Below are 21,560 nucleotides of genomic sequence, written 5' to 3'. Positions count from 1 at the left end.
GACGAAACCGGATAGCGGACGAACCCGGTGGCGGACGGAACGAAGGGGAGGCACGGGTGAAGCACCGCACGAGGCGGGCCAGGATGCTGGCGCGGCTCGCCGGCGCCCGACGGCGGGTCCGCGCGGTTGACCCGCGCCCCACTGCCCAGCCAGCCGGTGGTTGGGCGGTGGTGACGGTTGACCGGCCGCCCAACGAGGTGCTGCCCGGCGGGCGGTGGCCGGAGCCGCTGCGCCGACTCGGCCGCGCAGTCCAGGTAGACGTCTGGCCCGCGCCCGCGGACCGGGGCACCGAGTTGGCCGCGCGAATCCGTCCTGGTACGACCCTTCCGGGTCTCGCCGCGCACGTGGCGGGCGACCATCCCGACCGGGTGGTACGGGCCGCGTTGCGACAGGCCAAGCAGCTCGCCGAGACCGGTGAGGTGCTCCGCGCCGACCGCTCGCCGATCGACCGGGGGCCGGCCGGATGAGAGCGCTGTGCTGGGCGAATGCCGGCCAGGTCGCGGTCCGGCAGGTACCCGATCCGGAGCTACGCAACGGCCACGACGCGATCGTGCGAGTACGTCTGAGCGCCACCTGCGGCGGGGACCTGCCCCTCCTGGCCGGTCTGGCACCACACCTGGCCGACGGGGACATCCTCGGACACGAGTTCCTGGGCGAGGTCGTCGCGGTGGGGCCGCAGGTAAGCCGGCACCGGGTCGGTGACCGGGTGGTGGTCAGCTCCACTGTGGCCTGCGGCTCTTGTTGGCAGTGCCGCTCCGGCGCACCGTGGTGCTGTGACAACGGAAACCTGGCGCCGGAGGCGAGCGAGCTGGCGTACGGGCATCCCGTGCCCGGCGCCTTCGGGCGGCCCACCGCTGCGGGCGGGTTCGCCGGTGGTCACGCCGAGTACGTCCGCGTCCCGTACGCCGATGTCGGCGCGTACGGCATTCCCGACGCGGTCAGCGACGAACGGGCACTCTTCGCCGCGGACGCCGCCCCCGCTGGTTGGCTCGCCGCCGAACTAGGCGGGGTCCAACCCGGAGCCGTGGTGGCGGTCTGGGGTGCCGGGGCGGTCGGTCAACTCACCGCCCGTGCGGCCAGCCTGCTCGGCGCCGACCGGGTGATAATCATGGATCCGCAGGTGGACCGGCTGCGGATGGCACGACGGCACACAGACGCGGAGACGGTCGATCCGCGGCACACGGACATCCTCGCCGAGTTGCGCGAACGGACCGGCGGGCGGGGGCCGGACATCTGCGTGGAGGCGGTCGGACCGGCCTGGGACGGGCGACCGCGTTCCCTGACCGAGCGGTTCACCGGCGCGGCGGAGCGGCCTCCGGCGGTCCGCGAGGCGGTGCACGCCTGCCGTAAGGGCGGCACCGTGGTCGTGCTCGGCGAGTTCACCGGGCACGTGGACGCCTTCCCGCTGGGCGCGGTCGGCGCCAAAGGGCTGCGGGTACGGGGTGCGCGGCAGCACGGAGCGGGGCAGGTGCCGACGCTGCTGGAACGGATGGCCCGCGACGAGTTGCGAACCGAGTACCTGGCCACCCACCGGCTGCCGCTGGAGGAGGGGGCGCGCGGGTACGCCCTGTTTCGGGACCGACGGGACGGCTGCGTCCGGACCGTCTTCAGTCCAGAGTTGCCCTCTGCCGAATAGGCACCTCAAGTGGCAGACTCAGCGGATGTCTCCGGAGCGGACGTACGACCTCGTCCTGTTCGGCGCCACCGGCTTCACCGGAGGCCTGACCGCCGAATACCTGGCCCACCACGTGCCGCCCGGGCTGCGGTGGGCGCTGGCCGGGCGGAACCCGGACAAGCTCGCCGCTGTCCGAACTCGACTTACCGCTGTCGATTCGACGCTGGCCGAGTTACCGTTGCTCACCGCCGATGTCACCGACCCCGCGTCACTGCGGGCGGTGGCCGAGCGCGCCCGGGTGGTCGCCTCCACCGTGGGCCCGTACATCCACCACGGCGAGCCGCTGGTGGCCGCCTGCGCCGCGGCGGGCACCGACTACCTGGACATCACCGGCGAGCCGGAGTTCGTCGACCTGATGTACGTGCGACACCACGAGACGGCGGTACGCACCGGCGCCCGGCTGGTGCACACCTGCGGTTTCGACTCAATCCCGTACGACCTGGGTGTCTGGTTCACGCTCAAGCAGCTCCCGACGGGCACGCCAATCCGCGTTGACGGCTTCGTGCGGGCTGGGGGGCGCTTCTCCGGCGGCACGTACCACTCGGCCCTGACCGCGTTCTCGCGGACCGGCGAGACGAGCCGGGCCGCCGCGGCCCGGCGGACGGTCGAGCCGCCGCCGGAGGGCCGGCGGGTCCGGGCGGTGTCGGGCCGGATCGCCCGCTCCCCCGAGCTCGGCATGTGGGTGGTGCCGCTGCCGACGATCGACCCCCAGGTGGTACGCCGCTCGGCAGCCGCCCGCCCGGAGTACGGGCCGGACTTCCGCTACCGGCACTTCGCGGCGGTACGGCGGCTACCGACTCTGCTGGCCGGAGCCGCCGGGATCGCCGCCGTGACGGGGCTGGTGAAGCTGCCGCCGACCCGGCGCTGGCTGTTCGGTCGGCTCAGCCCCGGGCAGGGCCCGAGCCGCGAGCGGCGAGCCCGTTCCTGGTTCCAGCTGCGGTTCCTCGCCGAGAGCGATGGGCAGCAGGTGCGTACCGAGGTGACGGGGGGTGACCCCGGCTACGACGAGACGGCGAAGATGCTCGCCGAGTCGGCGCTCTGCCTCGCCCTGGACGACCTCCCCCCGGCCACCGGCCAGGTCACCCCGGTCACGGCGATGGGCGATGCCCTGCTGGACCGGCTCCAACGCGCCGGCATCACCTTCCGCGTGCGGTAGCCGGAGCCGACGCTGAGGGCAGGCCGGGAGCGGTGGGCCCGCGACGGTAGCATCTGATGGTTCACCCGACATCCGGACGGAGGCGTACGGAGCAGCATGCTCGACATGGAGTTGATCCGGAAAGATCGCGACGCGGTGGCGTCCGCGCTGGCCAAGCGACTGGACCCGGCGGAGGTGACCCGTGCGCTGGACGAGCTGTCGCAGCTTGACCAGCAGCGGCGCAGTCTAATCACCGAGATCGACGGCGAGCGGCAACGCCGCAAGGCGGAAGCTCGGGCGTACGCGGAGGCCAAGCGGGCCGGCCGCGAGCCGGAGCCGACGGTGGCCGAGGCCGGTCGTCGGCAACTCGCCGAGTTGGAGACCGAGCTGGGCGAGGTGCAGGACCAGCTCCGGGTTCGCATGAGCGAGCTGCCGAACCTGCCCGCCGAGGACGTGGTGCCCGGCGGCAAGGAGGCCAACCGGGTGGTGAAGACCTTCGGCGAGCCACCGGCGATCGCGGAGGTACGCGACCACGTCGAGCTGAGCCGACGGTTGGGCCTGGTTGACCACGAGCGGGGCGTGAAGCTCGGCGGCTCCGGCTTCTGGATGTACACCGGCCTGGGCGCCCGGCTGGAGTGGGCGCTGGTCAACTGGCTGATCGACCAGAACATCGCGGCCGGCTACGAGTTCCTGCTCCCGCCGCACCTGCTGCTGGAGACCGCCGGTTTCGCCGCCGGGCAGTTCCCCAAGTTCTACGACGACGTCTACCACCTGGACCGGCAGTCCGCCCCCCGTGGTCAGTTCCTGCTGCCGACCGCCGAGACGGCGATCCTCGGGGCGTACCAGAACGAGATCCTGGACACCACGAAGCTGCCGCTGAAGGTGTTCGCGTACACCCCGTGCTATCGCCGGGAGGCGGCCGGGTCACACTCGGACGAGCGCGGCACCGTGCGCGGCCACCAGTTCAACAAGGTGGAGATCTTCCAGTTCGTCCTGCCGGAGCAGGCCGACGCGGCGCTGGAGGCGATGGTCACCCACGCCGAGAGCCTGGTGGAACGGCTGGGCCTGCACTACCAGCGCAGCCTGCTCGCGGCCGGTGACTCGAGCGCCGCGATGCGCAAGACCCTCGACATCGAGGTCTGGATGCCGAGCACCGGAAAGTACAAGGAAGTCTCGTCGGTCTCCTGGGGCGGTGACTACCAGGCCCGGCGGGCGGCGATCCGCTACCGCGAGCCGGGTGGCAAGCAGACCCGCTTCGTGCACACGCTGAACGGCTCGGCGCTGGCCACCAGCCGCCTCTTCCCAGCGATCCTGGAGCAGTTCCAGCAGCCCGACGGGAGTGTCCTGGTGCCGGAGGTGCTGCGGGACCGCCTCGGCACTGACCGCCTCGCCCCTCGCTGAGGCCGCCGAGATCACCGCCGCCGACCATACCGGGCGCAGGCCCCGGCGTGGTCGGGCCAGAGCCGACGACTGACGCCCCCGGCGAGTGCCGGGGGCGTCAGTCGTGGTGGGTCGGTCAGCCGAAGCAGGTTGGTACAGAGCCGGGGCTGCCGATGCAGTTGGTGGGTCGGTTGTTGATGATGGTGATGGTGCCGAAGACGTTGATCACGCCGCCGTTGTAGACGCCGCCGGGTTCGTTCTGGGCGATGTTGTCGGTGACCCGGACGTCGGTGAGGGTGAGGACCCTGGTTTCATCGAATGGGCTGAAGAAGATGCCGCCGGCCGCTCCACCTGCCTGGTTGCCGGAGACGGTGGTACGGCGCAGGGCCACCACCGGGTCACCGTCTTCTACGCCGACGATGGCGATGCCGCCGCCGTCGCCGGTGGTGGCGGTGTTGTACACGATCTTGCTGTCCTCGATGGTGGCGCCGATGTCCTCGACGAGGTAGAGCCCGCCGCCGGAGGTGGCGGTGTTCTCGGCGACCTTGACGTGCTGGAGCAGGAGGGATTCGTCGCCGTCGTCGTAGATGCCGCCGCCGAGTCCGCTGGCGGTGTTGCGGGTGATGGTGCTCTTGGTGATCTCGGTGAGGTCCCCGTCGCTGTGCATGCCGCCACCATCGACCGCGGTGTTGTCGCTGATCACGACGTGGTCGATGGTCGCGTTGCCGTCGTTGTTGGCCAATCCACCACCTTCGTCGCTGGCGGTGTTGTGGGTTACCTTCGACTTGCTGATCAAGACGACGGCGTTGTCGTTGAAGAGGCCGCCGCCGTCTTCGGCGGTGTTGCGGGTGATGGTGCTCTTGGTGATCGTTACCTTGCTCCGGTCGCTGTAGATTCCGCCGCCTTCGCTACCCGCGCCAGTGGCGATGTTGTCGCGGACGGTTACCCGTTCGAGGGTCAGGCGGGTGCCTTCGCCAGCAGCGATGCCGGCGCCGTCGGCGTCCGCAATCTGTCCGCCGGCGACGGTGAGGTCTTTGAGGGTGAGGTCGCCGCCGGTGATGACCTCGAAGATGCGGAAGTCGTCGGCGGCGGCGGCCCGGATGATGGTGGCGCCCTGGCCGTAGATGGTGATGGGTTGGAAGACCTGGGGTAGTCCGTTGTCGTCCTGGTTGATGGTGAGGGTGTAGGTGCACTTCTCGGCGAGGCGGAGGGTGCCGCCGCCGGCCTGGTTCGCCGCGGTGATGGCGGCGATCAGGGCGTTGGGGTCGCAGGGCACCGGGGTGCCCTTGTCCTTGCCGTCACCATGGCCATCACCCTTCCAGCCCGGGTTTCCGGCGGTGCTCATTTCACCACCCCCGTCGCCGTTGGCGGAGCTGTTTCGGTGCTGTTCCGGGCCACCCTTGCCGGAGGTGTTGCTGCCGTCGCTCCCCGACAGGGCGGCTCGGGTGAGCGCCCCGGGCGCTTGGGCGAGGCCCATGGATCCGGTGGCGGCCACGGTCGCAAAGCCAGCGAGAGTCGCTACGCCCAGCGTCGTCGCCGTCCGGGCGAGCCGCCGCCGACGGGCTCGTCTTGGTGGCCGTGCTTGGTCCGGCATCGTGATCTACCTTCGTGTCGGTCGGGTCCGCGCTCCTGGTGAAGCGGTGGGGCGGCCGTCCAGCCGCACCAGTAGTTAAAGTCCACCAAACCGAATGATGAGGCGCTTTCACCGTAAAGTTCCTCATATCGGTACAAGACACCCATCGCGTCAGCCCGGATGGCCAACCATCGTCAAGCCGACAATCCTGTCCGTTTTGAGGATGTTTTTGATTTCATGTCTGATTCCGGTTGCGACGGGGCTAGCGTGCGGGTGGCTACTACCAACGATTCGGTCGCCGAGGAAGCCACCCGGTCCATCCGACGGTGGTCTCTTCGTCGCTGGCGGGAAGGACACGACACCGCGATGAGCTATCAGGACACCCACGAACCCGAGGCCGCCCGCCAGAACGGGGACCGACCGAGGCCACGGCGGCGCTGGTGGGCAGCCGGGATAGCCGGCGTGACCGGCCTCGCCCTCAGCACCGTCGGCGTCGCCGCCGCCCCAGCCGCCGACGCCGCCGGGCGCACCCAGACCACCGCCGACGACCACAGCAAGCACGGCAGCGGCATGACCGACGCCCGGCGCGACCGCGGCAAGACCGACGCCCGGCGCGACCATGACGACAAAGGCAAGCCCGGTGGCGGCACACCAGTCCCCTGCGATGCGGATGCGCTGATCGCCGCGATCACCCTCGCCAACGCCCGCGGCGGAGCCACCCTCGACCTCGCCAAAAACTGCACCTATCTCCTGACCGCCGACCTCGGCGGTGCCGGCCTGCCCGCCATCACCACCCCAATCACCCTCAACGGCAGCAAACACACCATCATCGAACGCGCCGCCGCCGCCGACGAGTTCCGCATTCTGATCGTCGAGGCCGGCGGCGACCTCACCCTCAACCACCTCACCATCACCGGCGGCCAGACCGAAACATTCGACGACGGTGGGGGGATCCTCGCCAACAGCGGAAGCACCCTCGCCATCAACCACAGCGTGATCAAAAAGAACATCGGCAACAACGGTGGCGGTGTGGCCAGCTTCGGCACGACCACCGTCAAGCACTCCACGGTTAGTGGGAACACCGCACGGGCCAGCGCTGGCGGCCTCCAGAATACGGCGGGCCTGCTCACCATCGGACACTCCACCATCACCAAAAACACCGCCACCGGATTCGCGATCGGCGGCGGAGTCGGCAGTGTCAACAATGCGACCACACGCATCAGTCACAGCAGCATCACCCACAACCATTCCGGACTAGCCGGCGGAGGAATCGGCGACAACGCTGCCATCAGCGTTGTTACCGACTCCACCGTCAGCCACAACACCGCCGCCAATTCGGGGGGCGGCATCTTCGAGGAGGGGCAACTCACCCTGCGACGCGTTAAGCTCACGGACAACAACGCCCCGGGCGATGGCGCTGGTGGCCTCGAAATTCAGAACGTTCTCGGCGCGAGCGCCGCAACCATCGAGGACAGTGAAATCACCAACAACAGGGCGCCCCGGGGCGGTGGAATTCGCAACCTCGCCGTTCCAGTCGTGCTTCGAAACACCCGGATCGCCGGAAATCAGGCCGATACCGGCGGCGGCGTCTTCAACAACGACAACGCCATTCTCACCCTCTTCGCCACCAAAATCGTCAAGAACACAGCCGTCACCGACGGTGGGGGCATCCTCAACATTGCGGGCGGCACCGTGAATCTGAACACCGCCACCGGCACCGTTGTGATCAAGAACCGACCCAACAACTGCGTCAACGTCCCAGGCTGCGCGGGCTGACCTGCCACCCGGCCCGCGCCACCAGAGGTTGGGTCCCACCGCCGGCCGGCGGTGGGACCCAACCCTCCTCGTACGATCTCGCGACGACCAGTGGCCTTTCTCCCCTGGCATGGGGGCAGGGTCCAGGGGTATGACCGGACGATGAGGGCAAGCTTCCGGCTCGGCCGGATCGTGGGCGTACCAGTCGGGGTCAACTGGAGTGTCCTGGTCATCTTCCTGGTGATCGCCTGGGCGCTCTCCGCCAACCAGTTCCCCCGCACCTACCCGGACCAGCCAGGGATCGCGTACCTGATCGCCGGCCTCGCCGCCGCCGTGGTCTTCTTCCTCGGCCTGCTCGCCCACGAGGTCTCGCACGCGATCGTCGCCAAGCGCAACGGACTCGAGGTCGGCGGCATCACGCTCTGGCTCTTCGGCGGAGTCGCCGAGCTGAAGGGTGAGGCGCCGAACCCGGGCGCAGAGCTGCGCATCGCCGGAATCGGGCCGCTGGTGAGCCTGCTGATCGGCGTCTTCTTCGGCGCCATCGCGGCGGGAGTGGCGATGACCGGGTACGACGGGCTGTGGCTCGGCGCGCTGGCCTGGCTCGCCGGCATCAACGTACTGCTAGCCGTCTTCAACGTGCTGCCCGCCGCCCCACTGGACGGCGGGCGGCTGCTGCGGGCGGCGGTGTGGAAGGCCACCGGGGACCGGACCAAGGCGTCGGTGGTGGCCGCCCGGGCCGGCTGGGTCCTCGGGGCGCTCCTGATCGGCCTGGGGTTCTGGCAGTTCTTCGCCGGCGGCGGGTTCGCCGGCCTGTGGCTGATCCTGATCGGCTGGTTCCTGATCGGCGCCGCCACGATGGAGGAGCGGCAGGCCCGGATGGGCAGCGCCCTGAGCGGTATCCGGATCGCCGACGTGATGACACCAGAGCCACAGACCGCCGCCGGCGACATGACCGTTGCCGACTTCATCGAGCACTACCTCTTCGCGTACCGGTACTCAGCGCTTCCGCTGGTCGCCGACGACCGACCGGTCGGGCTGGTCACCCTCGACCGAGTCCGCCGGGTATCGGCAGATCGCCGGTCCACCACCACCCTCGCCGAGATCGCCTGCCGCACCGACGAACTGGTCCTCGCCACCCCGGATGAATCGCTCAACGAGCTCCTCCCCCGGCTCACCGACTGCGCCGACAGACGGGCACTCGTGGTGGATGACGGGCGGCTGGTCGGGATCGTGTCGCCCAGCGACATCAGCCGGGCGGCGCAGCGCGGCAGCATGCGGGAGCAGTTGGCCGGGCAACCAGGTTCTTAACGGGTGCGGTTACCGGCCACTGGGCTGGGAACTCCTGGTCGATGAGCAGCAGCCACCAGGTTCCGGCGCCACCGACCACACCGGGCCCCCAGCCCACCCCGGCACCGCCGCCAGCGCCGACCCCGGTGCCGCACCCCGGGCCGCCACCGCGCACCGGGCCACTAACGCTGACCAGGCCGCGGCGTACCGGGCGGGTGATCAGCGCCGGCCACAACACCAGGCCACCGGCGGCGCACACCGGGCCCCTCAGACGTACGGTCGGGTGGTGTAGGCCAGCTTGAGCGCGGCCAGACCGGCGTCCTTCGGCACCAGCCGACCCCACCCGGAGTTGAAGTAGTTCGTCTGCACGATCCGTGGCCCCTGCTCCGCGTTGAGCGCGGCGACGGCGGCCGGCACGGTCCCGATCCACGCCGCCTGGTCGGGAAGCTCAGCCGACCGGACCCCCCACTCCGCGATCAGGACCGGGCGGGAGAGGGCGATCGGGCCCAGATCGGCGACCGCCCAGTCCTTGGTACGGCGAAACCGGGCCAGCGCGGTGTGGGTGGCGCTGGTGGCGTAGACATTCCACTGCAGGAAGTCGAGCTTCGCCATCAGCGCCTCCGGATGGGTCCGCTGATAGCAGGCCCGGTCAAAGCCGCCCGCCCCCACCGAGAAGGTGGTGCCGGCGGGCAGGCTCCGGGCCTTGAACCAGGTGACGATGTACGTCAACGCCGCCACCGCACGGGCGTCGGACTCCGCCCAGGAGTACGCCCTCCCCGCCTCCGTGGTGCCGAACTCGTGGTCGGTGTCCAGCTCCGAGGCGAGTTGGAGGTTTACCCCAACGCCCATCTCCTGATACTGCGCCAGCGCTCGCGCGAACAGCCCGTCGCACTGCCCGGAGAGCACCTGGCCGTACCCGTATGCCCGGGGCCAGGTCGTCCCGGGCCGCTGCTGGATGGTCATCGCCGGAGCCGGGACCGTGTACGTCCGGCCGTTGACCCGAAACGTCTGCCCTCTGGCGTGCGAGGCGCCGTAGTGCTTCAGCTCCAGCACCATATTGATCTTCATCCCGGCCGCACCGAGCTCCGTCAACCAGGGCTTGTTCCAGCCCGGGAAGAGGTAGCCGTCGGCGAAGCTGCGGTACTGGGTCAGTGACCGGATGTTCCCGCCCGCCAGGTCCGCTATCGGATTTCCGTTGCCGGAGAGGTAGTAGCCGCCCAGGACGGGCGAACCAACCTGGTAGTCGGCGGTGGTGGTAGCGGTGCGCCCGCCGGAGTCGCGCACCGTGACGGTGACCCGGGGCATCACGCCACCGCCCGGTAGTCGGCCACCGCGCCGTTGTCCGACAGCTTCGTCCAGGCGCGGCCGGAGTCATCGACGACGGTGAGGGTGAGCGGGTCGATGACCGCGGTCATCTGTACGGGCGCGCTACTGTGGCCCCGCACGTCGGTGAGCACGACGGTGACGGTCGCCGGGCAGGTATCGGTGTCGCTGTAGGTGACGGTCAGTCTCATCTCGTCACCGGGAGCGTAGACCGCCGCGTTCAGGGCAACGGTCACGGTGGGAGTAGCCATTGGTCGGCTCCTTCCAAACGTGGGTGGGGCGGGCCGACGGCACGGATCGCGTCAGCGACGACGCTCGCGCCGGGCTCGGTGGGGCGGTGGGGCGGTGCCGACCGAAACACTGCTGGCTCCGCCAGGCCCGAGGGTCGGGATGTGGCCCGCCATCCACGCCTCTCACCTGCTATAACAGTGCGTCGGCGTGACGCCCGGCGTCCTGTCCGTTAGCCGATCAGCCGGCTGTCGCGCGCCTGATTGCCCCTCTTCTCGGCCGCCCCGCGACGCCCCGTTGCCCGTTCACAATCCGTGCCGGCCTTCGCCCGCCACCAGCTCGGCGACCCGCGCCTCGGACCGGCCCGAGAACGGGTGCCGCAGGGCGGCGACCGCCCGTTGGGTCTCCGCAGCGATCAGGTCAGCGTTGATCGCGGCTCCGGCGACAGCACCGCCGGCCGCGGCGGCCCCTACCTGGGCCATCAGGTCGGTGACGTTGCCCGCCGCCCAGACCCCCTCCACCTCGGTGCGTCCGGTCGGATCGGCCGGGATGTGCTCGCCGAGCCCGCTCGGGTGCTCGACCGCCCGCAGCCCGAGCCCGGCCAGAAACCCGGCCCGCGCCACCATCCGCGGCCCAACCGCCAGGGCCGTCCGGGGTACAACCGTGCCGTCCACCAGCCGTACCCCGACGAGTCGGTCGGCGGCGGTCTCCAGGGCCGCCACCGTACCGGTGACCACCCGTACACCCCGGGCTTGCAGCTGCTCCGCCTGCTCCTCGTCGGGTCCGGCGGACATATGGGTGAAGTAGCTGACGTCGGCGCTGAGCTGGCGGAAGACCAGGGCCTGGTGCACCGATCTCGGACCGGTGGCGAGCACACCGATGGCCTGATCCCGCACCTCCCAGCCGTGGCAGTACGGGCAGTGGAGAACGTCTCGGCCCCAGCGTTCACGTAGCCCGGGAATGCTCGGTAGCAGGTCAACCAGTCCCGTGGTGACCAGCAGGCGGCGGGCCCGTACCGACCGGCCGTCGGCCACGGTCACGACGAAGCCGGCACCGTCCCGAGCCGCGGTCGCGACCTCGGCGGTCACGACGTCGCCGCCGTAGCCGCGCACCTCGGCCCGGCCGCGCCGAAGGAGCTCGGCCGGCGGCATGTCCTCGCGGCCCAGCAGCCCGTGCACCCCCTCGGCCGGGGCGTTGCGTGGGGCGCCCGAGTCGAGAACCACCACCGATCGGCGCGACCGGGCGAGCATCACCGCCCCGTTCAGGCCAGCGGCACCGCCACCGGCCACCACCACGTCGTAGCTCTCTTTCAGCTGATCGGTCATTCTGACCACCTCCCGCCGCCACGGTGCCCCCAGCCCGCAGTGGCCGCAAACTCTGTTGCTGATGTGGCAAACTCCTGGCCATGGACGGTGACCTGAACCAGGCTCTCGACGCGGTCGGCCCCCGACTGCGCGCCCTGCGCCGCCAGCGCGCAACCACCCTGACCGACCTCTCGGCGGAGACCGGCATTTCGGTGAGCACCCTCTCCCGGCTCGAGTCGGGCACTCGCCGGCCGACCCTCGAGCTGCTCCTCCCCCTCGCCCGCGCCCACGGCGTCACCCTCGACGAACTCGTCGGGGCGCCGCCCACCGGCGACCCCCGCATCCACCTGCGCCCGATCATCCGCCACGGCATGACCGTGCTGCCGCTGACCCGACGAGTCGGCGGCATCCAGGCCTTCAAACTGATCATCCCGATCAGCAAGCGGAAGCCAGAACCCAAGACCCACGACGGATACGAGTGGCTCTACGTCCTCAACGGGCGGCTACGACTCCTGCTCGGCGAGCACGATCTCGTACTGATGCCCGGCGAGGCGGCCGAGTTCGACACGCGAGTCCCGCACTGGTTCGGCGTCGCCGAGGACCAGCCGGTCGAGATCCTCAGCCTCTTCGGCCAGCAGGGAGAGCGAGCCCACCTCCGCGCCCGGCCCAAGGCCCGACCATCTTCGGAGTGAGGCAACCGGCCCCGCCCGAGCCCGGGTCGACCCTCGCGCCGACCGTGCCGACAGCCCGACGACACCAGTGATCGACGGCGCTGGTGCTGCGCGCATGACCTCCAGCAGCGGGGGTAGAACCACCAGGTAGATCTGCCGTTGGCCCGCCGACCGACGAGGGACGCCTGCATGTCACCGCACGCCAGCAACCAGCCGGCCAAGGCCTCCGGTACCTACCGCATCGGGGGCGACCTCCCGGTCAACCGACTCGGGTACGGGTCCATGCAGCTCGCCGGCCCGGGGGTCTGGGGCATGCCGGAAGACCCGGCGGAGGCGGTCCGGGTGCTCCGACGCGCCGTCGAGCTCGGGGTTACGTTCATCGACACCGCCGACTCGTACGGGCCGTTCGTCTGCGAGATGCTGATCAAAGAGGCGCTGCACCCGTACGCCGATGATCTGGTCATCGCGAGCAAGGCAGGGCTGGTCCGGGGCGGTCCGGAGGACTGGCAGTCGCTCGGGCTCCCGAAGTACCTGCGTCAGCAGTGCGAGATGAGCCTTCGCTACCTCGGCCTGGATTGCATCCCGCTACACCAGCTACACCGCATCGACCCGGAGGTGCCCTTCGAGGATCAGCTTGGCGTGTTGATCCAGTTCCAGCAGGAGGGCAAGATCCGGCACATCGGCCTCTCCGAGGTGACCGTCGAGCAGATCGAGACAGCTCGACAGATCACCCCGATCGCCACCGTGCAGAACCTCTACAACGTCAGCACTCGGGACGCCGAGCCGGTGCTGGAGTACTGCGAGCGCAACGATCTCGGGTTCATCCCCTGGTACCCGATGGCAACCGGTGACCTCGCCCGCCCCGGCGGCCCGCTGGAAACGATCAGTGCCGAGTACGGCGCGACGCCCGCGCAGCTCGCCCTGGCGTGGTTGCTGCGTCGCTCGCCGGTCATGCTGCCGATTCCGGGCACCTCTTCGATGGCGCACCTGGAGGAGAACCTCGCCAGCGCTGAGGTGGAGCTTACTGACGACTGGTTCGAGACCCTGACTCGAGCCAGCTGACCTAATCATCCCTCTAGGTACACCTCAAGGCACTTTTGCCCGATTTGGGCAAATTTTTCGTGTTCGCATTCTCGTGGGGCTTGTGTCGGTTTAGCGTGCGGGTGGCTGCTACCGCCTACCCGGTAGCCGAGGACGACACCACCCCGGTCTGCCCCCGGGGCTGGTGCCTCCTCGCCACGCACGGGGGAAGGACACCGACACCGCGATGAACCAGCAGGACCACACCCACGAACCCNAACCGGACCGCCCCGGCGGACACCGGGCGAGGTCACCGCGGCGCTGGTGGGCCGTCGGACTCGCCGGCGTGACCGGCCTCGCCCTCACCGCCGTCGGCGTCGCCGCCACCCCGGCCGCCGACGCCATCGGACGCGCCTTCACCACCGACAACCGCACCGACAAACCCCACCGGCCCGGCAACGACCGCGACAACCGCGGCGGCGACCAGGGCAAACACGACGACCAGAACAAAGACAACGGCAAGGGCAAAGGCAAGGGCAAGAAGGAGAAGAAGCCGCAGGGCACCCCCGTGCCCTGTGACGCCGACGCCCTGATCGCCGCGATCACCCTGGCCAACGCCCGCGGCGGCGCTGTGCTCGACCTCGCCAAAGACTGCACCTACCTGCTCACCGCCGACATCGACGGCGCCGGCCTGCCCGCCATCACCACCCCCATCACCCTCAACGGCGGCAAACACACCACCATCGAACGCGCCGCCGCCGTCGACGAGTTCCGCATCCTCACCGTCAACGTCGGCGGCGACCTCACCGTCAACAAACTGAAGATCACCGGTGGACAGACCGACGGCGACGGCGGCGGCATTCTCGTGGACCCCGGCGGGGCTCTCACCACCAACCACAGCACCATCACCCGCAACATCGCCGCCACCGCAGGAGGCGGCATCGGTAATAACGGCACCACAACTGTCAAGCACTCCACCGTCAGCCACAACACCGCCGGCACCACCGGCGGCGGCATCTGGAACACCGGCCTACTCACGGTGACCAAGTCCGAGGTCACCGCCAACATCAGCGGCGCCTCCGGCGGCGGCATCCAGAGCACCAACGGAACGCTGTTGGTCGACCACAGCCGGATCACCGCAAATCAGAGCCAGACCAGCGCCGGCGGAATGGAGTTATTCGGCGGTACCGGCGTCGTCACAAACACTAAGATCACCGACAATACTGCGCTTGCGGTGGGCGGAGTCACCGCAAGCACTGGACAGCTCACGCTCCGAAAGGTCCTCATCGCCAACAACACCGCAACAACCGGGCTGGGCGGCGGGATGAATGTGAACCCCAGCACGACTGCGGTTGTCGAGGACAGCATCATCAAGAACAACACCGCCGCTGCTAATGGCGGAGGTATCTTCAACTTCGATTCGCTGGTCCTGCGGAACACAAAGGTAGTCGGTAACCAGTCCGGAAACCAGGGAGGCGGAATCGTCAACAGCATTGCCGGCGTCCTCACCCTCTTCAACACCCAGGTGATCAAGAATATCGCCGTCACCGAAGGTGGAGGCATCTTCAACGCCGTCCCTGGCGTAGTGAACCTGAACCTCGCCACCGGTACCGTCGTCATCAAGAACCGACCCGACAACTGCGTTGACGTTCCGGAGTGCGTCGGATAGCAACCGCGCACTTTCCACCTGGATATCGGGCCTCAACGAAGGGTTCCCTCCTCCGCCTACCGGCCGAGGAGGGAACCCTTCAACCCTGCAACCAGGAAAATAGGCCTGCAGTAAGCAATACTCTTATGGATACATTCTTCCCCTTCGCACCTCTAAAGCCAACTCCTCGGGGTCAACTAAAGGGGCTGCTATACCGCCTCCCGGGTAGTCGAGGAACAACCGCCCGTCAGCTACCACCTGGGTGGGTTCATCATCCGTGACCAGGAAAGGACACCAACGCCGCGATGAACCGTCCACACCGGCCCCCACCGGGCACCCCAGGTAAAACTCCAACGACATCACGACGGCGATGGTGGGCCGTCGGGCTCGCCAGCGTCGCCGGCCTAGCCCTCACCACCGTCGGGCCCCCCGCAGCCTCGGCCGCTGAGGTGGCCGAACGCAACCCCACCACCGACGATCGGTCCTCCGCCGGAGAGCACCGCGACAAGAGCGACAAGGGTAGAGGCAAGCAGGAGAAACCGCCGGGCACCCCCGTGCCCTGTGACGCCGACGCCCTCATCGCCGCCATCACCCTCGCCAACGCCCGCGGCGGCGCCACCCTCGACCTCGCCAAAGACTGCACCTACCTGCTCACCGCCGACATCGACGGCAGCGGCCTGCCCGCCATCACCACCCCCATCACCCTCAACGGCGGCAAACACACCACCATCGAACGCGCCGCCGCCACCGACCAATTCAGAATCCTCACCATCAACGTCGGCGGCGACCTCACCCTCAACAAACTCAAACTCACCGGCGGACACACCACCACCGGCGACGGCGGCGGCATCCTCGTCAACCCCGGTGGCACCCTCACCAGCAACCACAGCACCATCACCCGCAACATGACCGCCACCGCAGGAGGCGGCATCGCCAACAACGGCACCACAACCATCAACCACTCCACCATCAACCGCAACACCGCCGGCACCACCGGCGGCGGAATTGACAGTGCCGGCCTCCTGAAGTCCAACGAATCTCACATCGATGCAAATATCGCCATCACCGCCGGCGGCATCTACGAAACCGGCAACACCGTCACCGTCAAGGGCGGCAGCATTTCGGACAACCACGCAATCATCACTGGAGGGTTGTTGATGTCCGGTGCCAACGGTGTGGTAACCGGCACCAAAATCACCGGAAACACCAGCAGCGCCAGCAGCGCCGGCGGCGTCCGGATCGAGAACACCTCACAGCTAACAATGCGGCACGTCAACCTGTCGAACAATACGTCGGGCTCCACCGGAGGCGGGTTGTTCGTCGGACAAGTGGACAGCTTCGCCGTCGTCGAGGACAGCATCATCAAGAACAACACCACAACAGGCGCTGGCGGAGGAATCTTCAACAGCGGGGAAACCGTGTTGCGCCGAACAAAGGTTGTCGGCAACCAGGCCGATCAGGGAGCCGGCATCTACAACGCCGGCAGTAACGTCACCCTATTCAACACCCAGGTGGTGAAGAACCTCGCTATCACCGTTGGCGGAGGTATCTTAAACAGCGGCGGTACAGTGAACCTGAACACCGCCACCGGCACCGTCGTCATCAAAAACCGGCCCAACAACTGCGTCAACGTTCCAGGGTGCGCCGGATAACAACCATGCGCCTATCCTAGTAGGGCCCCACCTCCATCACCGGCGGAGGAGGGGCCCTAAACCCGCTGGACAGAAAGTCCAGAACCATCGAAGACAGAGCGACACAATGCTCTTATGGATATCTTCTTCCCCTTCGCACCCCTAAAACCATCTCCTCGGGTTCAACTAGAAGTGCTGCTACCGCCCTCCCGGATGGCCGAGAGACAACCCGCCAGCCAGTGGGTGGGTTCATCATCCGCGACCAGGAAAGGACACCAACGCCGCGATGAACCGTCCACACCGACCCCCACCAGGTCGCCCAGGTAGAACGCCAACGAGATCACGACGGCGATGGTGGGCCGTCGGACTCGCCAGCGTGACCGGCTTGGCCCTGACTACTGTCGGCGCCCCGGCCGCCGCGGCCGCCAACACAGCCGGACGCGACCTCGCCACCGCCGACGGTCGATCCTCCGGCGGGGATCACCCCGACAAGAGCGACAAGGGTAGAGGCAAGCAGGAGAAGAAACCGCCGGGCACCCCCGTGCCCTGTGACGCCGACGCCCTNATCGCCGCNATCACCCTNGCCAACGCCCGCGGCGGCGCNNNNCTCGACCTCGCCAAAGACTGCACCTACCTNCTCACCGCCGACATCGACGGCGCCGGCCTCCCCGCCATCACCACCCCCATCACCCTCAACGGCNNCAAACACACCACCATCGAACGCGCCGCCGCCGCAGACGAATTCAGAATCCTCACCATCAACGTCGGCGGCAACCTCACCCTCAACAAACTGAAGATCACCGGTGGACAGACCGACGGCGACGGCGACGGCATTCTCGTGGACCCCGGCGGGGCCCTGACCACCAACCACAGCACCATCACCCGCAACATCGCCGCCACCGCAGGAGGCGGCATCGCCAACAACGGCACCACGACCATCAACCACTCCACCATCAGCCGGAACACCGCGGATATTCCCGGCGGCGGCATCTGGAACACCGGCCTACTCACCGTGACCAAGTCTGACATCACCGCCAACATCAGCGGCGCCTCCGGCGGCGGCATCCAGAGCACCAACGGAACGTTGTTTGTCGACCACAGTCGAATAAGCGACAATCAGTCCGTAACCGCCGGTGGCGGCCTGGAAGCGTTCAACGGAAGCGGCACGATCTCGAACACCGAGATCACCGGTAATTCTGGCCGCGCGGCGGGTGGCGCTAACGTAAGCCTTGGGCAACTCACCTTCCGAGATGTCCTCATTGCCAACAACAGCACAACGATGGGGCTAGCCGGCGGCCTGAACGTGAACCCCGACACAGTCGTGACCGTCGAGGACAGCACCATCAAGAACAACACCGCCGTCGCTAACGGTGGCGGTATCTTCAACTTCGATTTACTGGTGCTACGCAACACAAGGGTGATTGGAAACCAGTCCGGAAACCAGGGGGGCGGGATCTACAACAACTTTACTGGAACCCTCTCCCTCTTCAACACCCAGGTGGTCAAAAACATAGCCGTCACCGAAGCCGGGGGAATCTTCAACAATGCCATTGGCGTAGTAAATCTGAACCCTGCCACCGGCACCGTTGCCACCAAAAACCGACCCAACAACTGCGTCAACGTTCCAGAGTGCGTCGGATAGGCACCACGCCTAACTAAGTGAGCGTCCCTCCTCCGTTTACCGACGGAGGACGGACCCTCAACCCGTGCAAACAGGGAGAACAAGGCCTCCGGGAGCGGTGGTGGCGTAATACCAATGGGCATTTGTTTCCCCTTCGCGCTCCTATAGCCATCTCCTTGGGTTCAACTGAAGAGGCTGCTACCGCCTCCCGGGTAGTCGAGGAACAACCACCCGCCAGCTACCACCTGGGCGGGTTCATCATCCGTGACCAGGAAGGGACACCAACGCCGCGATGAACCGTCCGCACAAACCCCCACAGGGTTCCCCAGGTAAAACTCCAACAAGATCACGATGGCGATGGTGGGCAGTCGGGCTCGCCGGCGTAACCGGCCTGGCCCTCACCACCGTCGGCGCCCCCGCCGCCTCGGCCGCCAACACGGCCGAACGCAACCCCACCACCGCCGACAATCGGTCCTCCGCCGGGGACCACCGCGACAAAAACGACAAGGGCAAGGGCAAGGGCAAGGGCAAGGGCAAGAAGGAGAAGAAGCCGGCGGGCACCCCCGTGCCCTGTGACGCCGACGCCCTGATCGCCGCCATCACCCTCGCCAACGCCCGCGGCGGCGCCACCCTCAACCTCGCCAAAGACTGCACCTACCTACTCACCGCCGACATCGACGGCGCCGGACTCCCCGCCATCACCACCCCCATCACCCTCAACGGCAACAAACACACCACCATCGAACGCGCCGCCGCCGCAGACGAATTCAGAATCCTCACCGTCAACACCGGCGGCAACCTCACCCTCAACAAACTCAAACTCACCGGCGGACACACCACCACCGGCGACGGCGGCGGCATCCTCGTCAACCCCGGTGGCGCCCTCACCACCAACCACAGCACCATCACCCGCAACATGACCGCCACCACAGGAGGCGGCATCGCCAACAACGGCACCACGACCATCAACCACTCCACCATCAGCCGCAACACCGCTGGCACCGTCGGCGGCGGCATCATCAATGACAATGGCCTCCTCACCGTCACCACGTCACAGGTAAAGGCGAACACCGCCAGCGACACCGGCGGCATAGCAAGCGTCGGCAGCGCTGCCACGGTGAGCGCGACGAAGAGTGTCATCGCCGATAACCAAGCACTTAGTTCGACCGGAGGTTTGCTGATCACCGAGGGCGTCGGAACGATCTCCGACAGCAAAATCACCGGAAACACGGCGCCCCAGTTCGGCGGAGCGCTGGTTGACGGGCAACTTACCCTGCGAAAGGTCGAAATCACCAAGAACACCTCGACAGCGGGATTCGGTGGTGGGTTGTTCATCGACTCCGATGCCACCGTGGTCGCCGAGAAGAGTCTCATCAAGGGCAACACCGCCGCTGCAGGCCTCGGCGGTGGTGTCTTCAACCCGAGCCAACTTGTGCTGCGAGACTCCAAAATTGTTGACAACCAGGCCGATCAGGGTGGCGGCATCTACAACGTTGGCGGCGGCGTCACCACCCTGTTCAACACCCGGGTGGTGAAGAACCTCGCCACGACCGACGGCGGAGGTATCTTCAACAGCGGCGGCACGGTGAACCTGAACACCGCCACCGGCACCCTCGTCATCAAAAACCGACCCAACAACTGCGTCGACGTTCCAGGGTGCGCCGGATAACAACCACGCACCCACCGAATACGGGCCCCTCCTCCATTGACCGATGGAGGAGGGGCCTAAATCCGCTGAAGCAGGAAGAGCAAAGCCGCCGACGGCAGTAGCGGCACGATCCTCTAATGGATATTTTCTTCCCCTTCACGCCCCCAAACCATGCCCTTGGGTTCAACTAAAGGTGCCGCTACCGCCTCCCGGGTAGCCGAGGAACAACCACCCGCCAGCTAACACCCTGGGTGGGTTCATCATCCGTGACCAAGAAAGGACACCGACGCCGCGATGAACCGTCCGCACCGACCCCCACCGGGTCACCCGGGTAAGACTCCAACGAGATCACGATGGCGTTGGTGGGCCGTCGGGCTCGCCGGCGTAACCAGCCTCGCTCTCACCACCGTCGGCACCCCCGCCAACGCGGACGGACGCGTCCTCGCCACCGCCGACGATCGATCCTCCGGCGGAGATCACCACGACAAGAGCGACAAGGACAAGGGCAAGGGCAAGAAGGAGAAGAAGCCGCCAGGCACCCCCGTGCCCTGTGATGCCGATGCCCTGATCGCCGCGATCACCCTCGCCAACGCCCGCGGCGGCGCCACCCTCGACCTCGCCAAAGACTGCACCTACCTACTCACCGCCGACATCGACGGCGCCGGACTCCCCGCCATCACCACCCCCATCACCCTCAACGGCNNCAAACACACCACCATCGAACGCGCCGCCGCCGCAGACGAATTCAGAATCCTCACCATCAACACCGGCGGCAACCTCACCCTCAACAAACTCAAAATCACCGGCGGAAATACCCCCGACGATGGCGGCGGCATCCTCGTAGCCGCCGGCGGTGCCCTCACCACCAACCACAGCACCATCACCCGCAATTTCGCGCTGACCTCGGGTGGCGGAATCGGCAACAACGGCACCACCCACGTCAACCACACCACTATCAGCCGAAACACTGCCGGCGATAGCGGCGGCGGAATCCACAGTTTCGGCCTCCTGAAAGTCAGGGAGTCTGACATCGATGCCAATATTGCCAACGCTGGCGGCGGCATATTCGAATCCGGCAGCACCGTCACCATCAAGGGCGGCAGTATCTCCGGCAACCAAGCAACCGCCGCTGGAGGGTTGTTCGTGTTCGGCGCCAACGGTGAGGTGACCGGCACCAAAATCACCGGAAACAACACCTCCGACAGCGGCGCCGGCGTCCGGGTGGGCAACACCGCGCAGCTAACGATGCGGCACGTTAACCTGTCGAATAATAGGTCGGAACTCTCCGGAGGCGGGTTGTCCGTCGAAGCGGGGGACAACTTCGCCGTCGTCGAGGAGAGCCTGATCAAGGACAACACCGCAACTTCCACTGGCGGAGGAATCCTCAATAGCGGGGAAACGGTGTTGCGTCGAACAAAGGTAGTCGGGAACCAGTCCGACCTGGGCGGTGGAATCCGAAACTTCGGAACAATCAGCCTGTTCACCACGAAGGTGACCGAAAACATCGCCATCACCATCGGCGGAGGAATCCTCAACACTGCCGGAACAGTGAACCTGAACACCGCCACCGGCACCGTCGTCATCAAAAACCGGCCCAACAACTGCAACAACGTTCCTGGCTGCGCGGGCTAGCCCCGGTGTCTAACCCGTCACCAGGGGTT

General features: G+C 67.5%; 17 protein-coding genes. 13 read left to right on the top strand and 4 right to left on the bottom strand.

Annotated elements, in window-relative coordinates:
* Positions 1-83: 83 nt before the first annotated feature.
* From B116_RS0101825 to serS, 4 genes are all read left to right on the top strand, one after another.
* On the top strand, positions 84-467 hold the full coding sequence (locus B116_RS0101825) for a hypothetical protein (RefSeq protein WP_033667240.1): 384 nt from the start codon (positions 84-86) through the stop codon (positions 465-467).
* Positions 464-1,636, top strand: coding sequence for an alcohol dehydrogenase catalytic domain-containing protein (locus B116_RS0101820; protein WP_027659045.1), 1,173 nt, complete (start codon positions 464-466; stop codon positions 1,634-1,636). Before B116_RS0101825 ends, B116_RS0101820 begins: the two co-directional genes overlap by 4 nt.
* A gap of 25 nt (positions 1,637-1,661) precedes the next feature.
* Complete coding sequence (locus tag B116_RS0101815; RefSeq protein ID WP_027659044.1) at positions 1,662-2,831, top strand: saccharopine dehydrogenase family protein; 1,170 nt, start codon at positions 1,662-1,664, stop codon at positions 2,829-2,831.
* A gap of 96 nt (positions 2,832-2,927) precedes the next feature.
* Entirely contained in the window at positions 2,928-4,211 is a 1,284-nt protein-coding gene (gene serS / locus B116_RS0101810; protein ID WP_027659043.1) for a serine--tRNA ligase, read from the top strand.
* A 115-nt stretch (positions 4,212-4,326) separates the two neighbouring features.
* Here the strand turns inward: serS and B116_RS0101805 are convergent, their stop codons facing one another.
* Positions 4,327-5,667 carry a right-handed parallel beta-helix repeat-containing protein gene (locus B116_RS0101805; protein WP_033667254.1) on the bottom strand — a complete coding sequence of 447 codons (1,341 nt, stop codon included), beginning with the start codon at positions 5,665-5,667 and terminating at the stop codon, positions 4,327-4,329.
* 462 nt (positions 5,668-6,129) lie between these two features.
* Between B116_RS0101805 and B116_RS0101800 the strand changes: the two genes are divergently transcribed.
* Positions 6,130-7,539 carry a hypothetical protein gene (locus B116_RS0101800; protein WP_027659041.1) on the top strand — a complete coding sequence of 470 codons (1,410 nt, stop codon included), beginning with the start codon at positions 6,130-6,132 and terminating at the stop codon, positions 7,537-7,539.
* A gap of 141 nt (positions 7,540-7,680) precedes the next feature.
* Positions 7,681-8,826 (top strand): site-2 protease family protein, encoded by a 1,146-nt coding sequence (locus B116_RS0101795; RefSeq protein ID WP_027659040.1) that lies wholly within the window; start codon positions 7,681-7,683, stop codon positions 8,824-8,826.
* A 246-nt stretch (positions 8,827-9,072) separates the two neighbouring features.
* Here B116_RS0101795 and B116_RS0101790 read toward each other — a convergent pair whose 3' ends face one another.
* From B116_RS0101790 to B116_RS0101780, 3 genes are all read right to left on the bottom strand, one after another.
* On the bottom strand, positions 9,073-10,110 hold the full coding sequence (locus B116_RS0101790; protein ID WP_027659039.1) for a hypothetical protein: 1,038 nt from the start codon (positions 10,108-10,110) through the stop codon (positions 9,073-9,075).
* Positions 10,110-10,379 carry a hypothetical protein gene (locus tag B116_RS0101785; protein ID WP_027659038.1) on the bottom strand — a complete coding sequence of 90 codons (270 nt, stop codon included), beginning with the start codon at positions 10,377-10,379 and terminating at the stop codon, positions 10,110-10,112. Before B116_RS0101785 ends, B116_RS0101790 begins: the two co-directional genes overlap by 1 nt.
* Positions 10,380-10,661: 282 nt before the next feature.
* Positions 10,662-11,681: an NAD(P)/FAD-dependent oxidoreductase gene (locus B116_RS0101780; RefSeq protein ID WP_018721338.1), complete on the bottom strand. Its 1,020-nt coding sequence runs from the start codon at positions 11,679-11,681 to the stop codon at positions 10,662-10,664.
* An 80-nt stretch (positions 11,682-11,761) separates the two neighbouring features.
* Between B116_RS0101780 and B116_RS0101775 the strand changes: the two genes are divergently transcribed.
* The 7 genes from B116_RS0101775 to B116_RS0101745 all read left to right on the top strand — a co-directional run bounded on the left by B116_RS0101775 (position 11,762) and on the right by B116_RS0101745 (position 21,531).
* A complete protein-coding gene (locus B116_RS0101775; RefSeq protein ID WP_027659037.1) occupies positions 11,762-12,352 on the top strand; it encodes a helix-turn-helix domain-containing protein in 591 nt (196 codons plus the stop codon).
* A 168-nt stretch (positions 12,353-12,520) separates the two neighbouring features.
* Positions 12,521-13,393, top strand: a complete 873-nt coding sequence (locus B116_RS0101770) for an aldo/keto reductase (RefSeq protein ID WP_027659036.1) — start codon at positions 12,521-12,523, stop codon at positions 13,391-13,393.
* Between the two features lie 205 nt (positions 13,394-13,598).
* Complete coding sequence (locus tag B116_RS0101765; RefSeq protein WP_027659035.1) at positions 13,599-15,020, top strand: right-handed parallel beta-helix repeat-containing protein; 1,422 nt, start codon at positions 13,599-13,601, stop codon at positions 15,018-15,020.
* 284 nt (positions 15,021-15,304) lie between these two features.
* Positions 15,305-16,651: an autotransporter outer membrane beta-barrel domain-containing protein gene (locus B116_RS0101760; RefSeq protein ID WP_027659034.1), complete on the top strand. Its 1,347-nt coding sequence runs from the start codon at positions 15,305-15,307 to the stop codon at positions 16,649-16,651.
* Positions 16,652-16,916: 265 nt separating this feature from the next.
* A complete protein-coding gene (locus B116_RS0101755) occupies positions 16,917-18,272 on the top strand; it encodes a hypothetical protein (RefSeq protein WP_027659033.1) in 1,356 nt (451 codons plus the stop codon).
* 271 nt (positions 18,273-18,543) lie between these two features.
* Positions 18,544-19,920, top strand: coding sequence for a hypothetical protein (locus B116_RS0101750; protein ID WP_027659032.1), 1,377 nt, complete (start codon positions 18,544-18,546; stop codon positions 19,918-19,920).
* Between the two features lie 273 nt (positions 19,921-20,193).
* Positions 20,194-21,531: a right-handed parallel beta-helix repeat-containing protein gene (locus B116_RS0101745; protein ID WP_027659031.1), complete on the top strand. Its 1,338-nt coding sequence runs from the start codon at positions 20,194-20,196 to the stop codon at positions 21,529-21,531.
* Positions 21,532-21,560: the final 29 nt, after the last annotated feature.

This window comes from Salinispora fenicalii (genome assembly GCF_000514815.1).
GTDB lineage: Bacteria > Actinomycetota > Actinomycetes > Mycobacteriales > Micromonosporaceae > Micromonospora > Micromonospora fenicalii.
This window is presented reverse-complemented; position numbering and strand designations above follow the sequence as displayed.

Coding starts and splice junctions, on each gene's coding strand:
- B116_RS0101825 (WP_033667240.1), top strand. CDS start 84: ATGCTGGCGCGGCTCGCCGGCGCCCGACGGCGGGTCCGCGCGGTTGAC.
- B116_RS0101820 (WP_027659045.1), top strand. CDS start 464: ATGAGAGCGCTGTGCTGGGCGAATGCCGGCCAGGTCGCGGTCCGGCAG.
- B116_RS0101815 (WP_027659044.1), top strand. CDS start 1,662: ATGTCTCCGGAGCGGACGTACGACCTCGTCCTGTTCGGCGCCACCGGC.
- serS (WP_027659043.1), top strand. CDS start 2,928: ATGCTCGACATGGAGTTGATCCGGAAAGATCGCGACGCGGTGGCGTCC.
- B116_RS0101805 (WP_033667254.1), bottom strand. CDS start 5,667: ATGGGCCTCGCCCAAGCGCCCGGGGCGCTCACCCGAGCCGCCCTGTCG.
- B116_RS0101800 (WP_027659041.1), top strand. CDS start 6,130: ATGAGCTATCAGGACACCCACGAACCCGAGGCCGCCCGCCAGAACGGG.
- B116_RS0101795 (WP_027659040.1), top strand. CDS start 7,681: ATGAGGGCAAGCTTCCGGCTCGGCCGGATCGTGGGCGTACCAGTCGGG.
- B116_RS0101790 (WP_027659039.1), bottom strand. CDS start 10,110: ATGCCCCGGGTCACCGTCACGGTGCGCGACTCCGGCGGGCGCACCGCT.
- B116_RS0101785 (WP_027659038.1), bottom strand. CDS start 10,379: ATGGCTACTCCCACCGTGACCGTTGCCCTGAACGCGGCGGTCTACGCT.
- B116_RS0101780 (WP_018721338.1), bottom strand. CDS start 11,681: ATGACCGATCAGCTGAAAGAGAGCTACGACGTGGTGGTGGCCGGTGGC.
- B116_RS0101775 (WP_027659037.1), top strand. CDS start 11,762: ATGGACGGTGACCTGAACCAGGCTCTCGACGCGGTCGGCCCCCGACTG.
- B116_RS0101770 (WP_027659036.1), top strand. CDS start 12,521: ATGTCACCGCACGCCAGCAACCAGCCGGCCAAGGCCTCCGGTACCTAC.
- B116_RS0101760 (WP_027659034.1), top strand. CDS start 15,305: ATGAACCGTCCACACCGGCCCCCACCGGGCACCCCAGGTAAAACTCCA.
- B116_RS0101750 (WP_027659032.1), top strand. CDS start 18,544: ATGAACCGTCCGCACAAACCCCCACAGGGTTCCCCAGGTAAAACTCCA.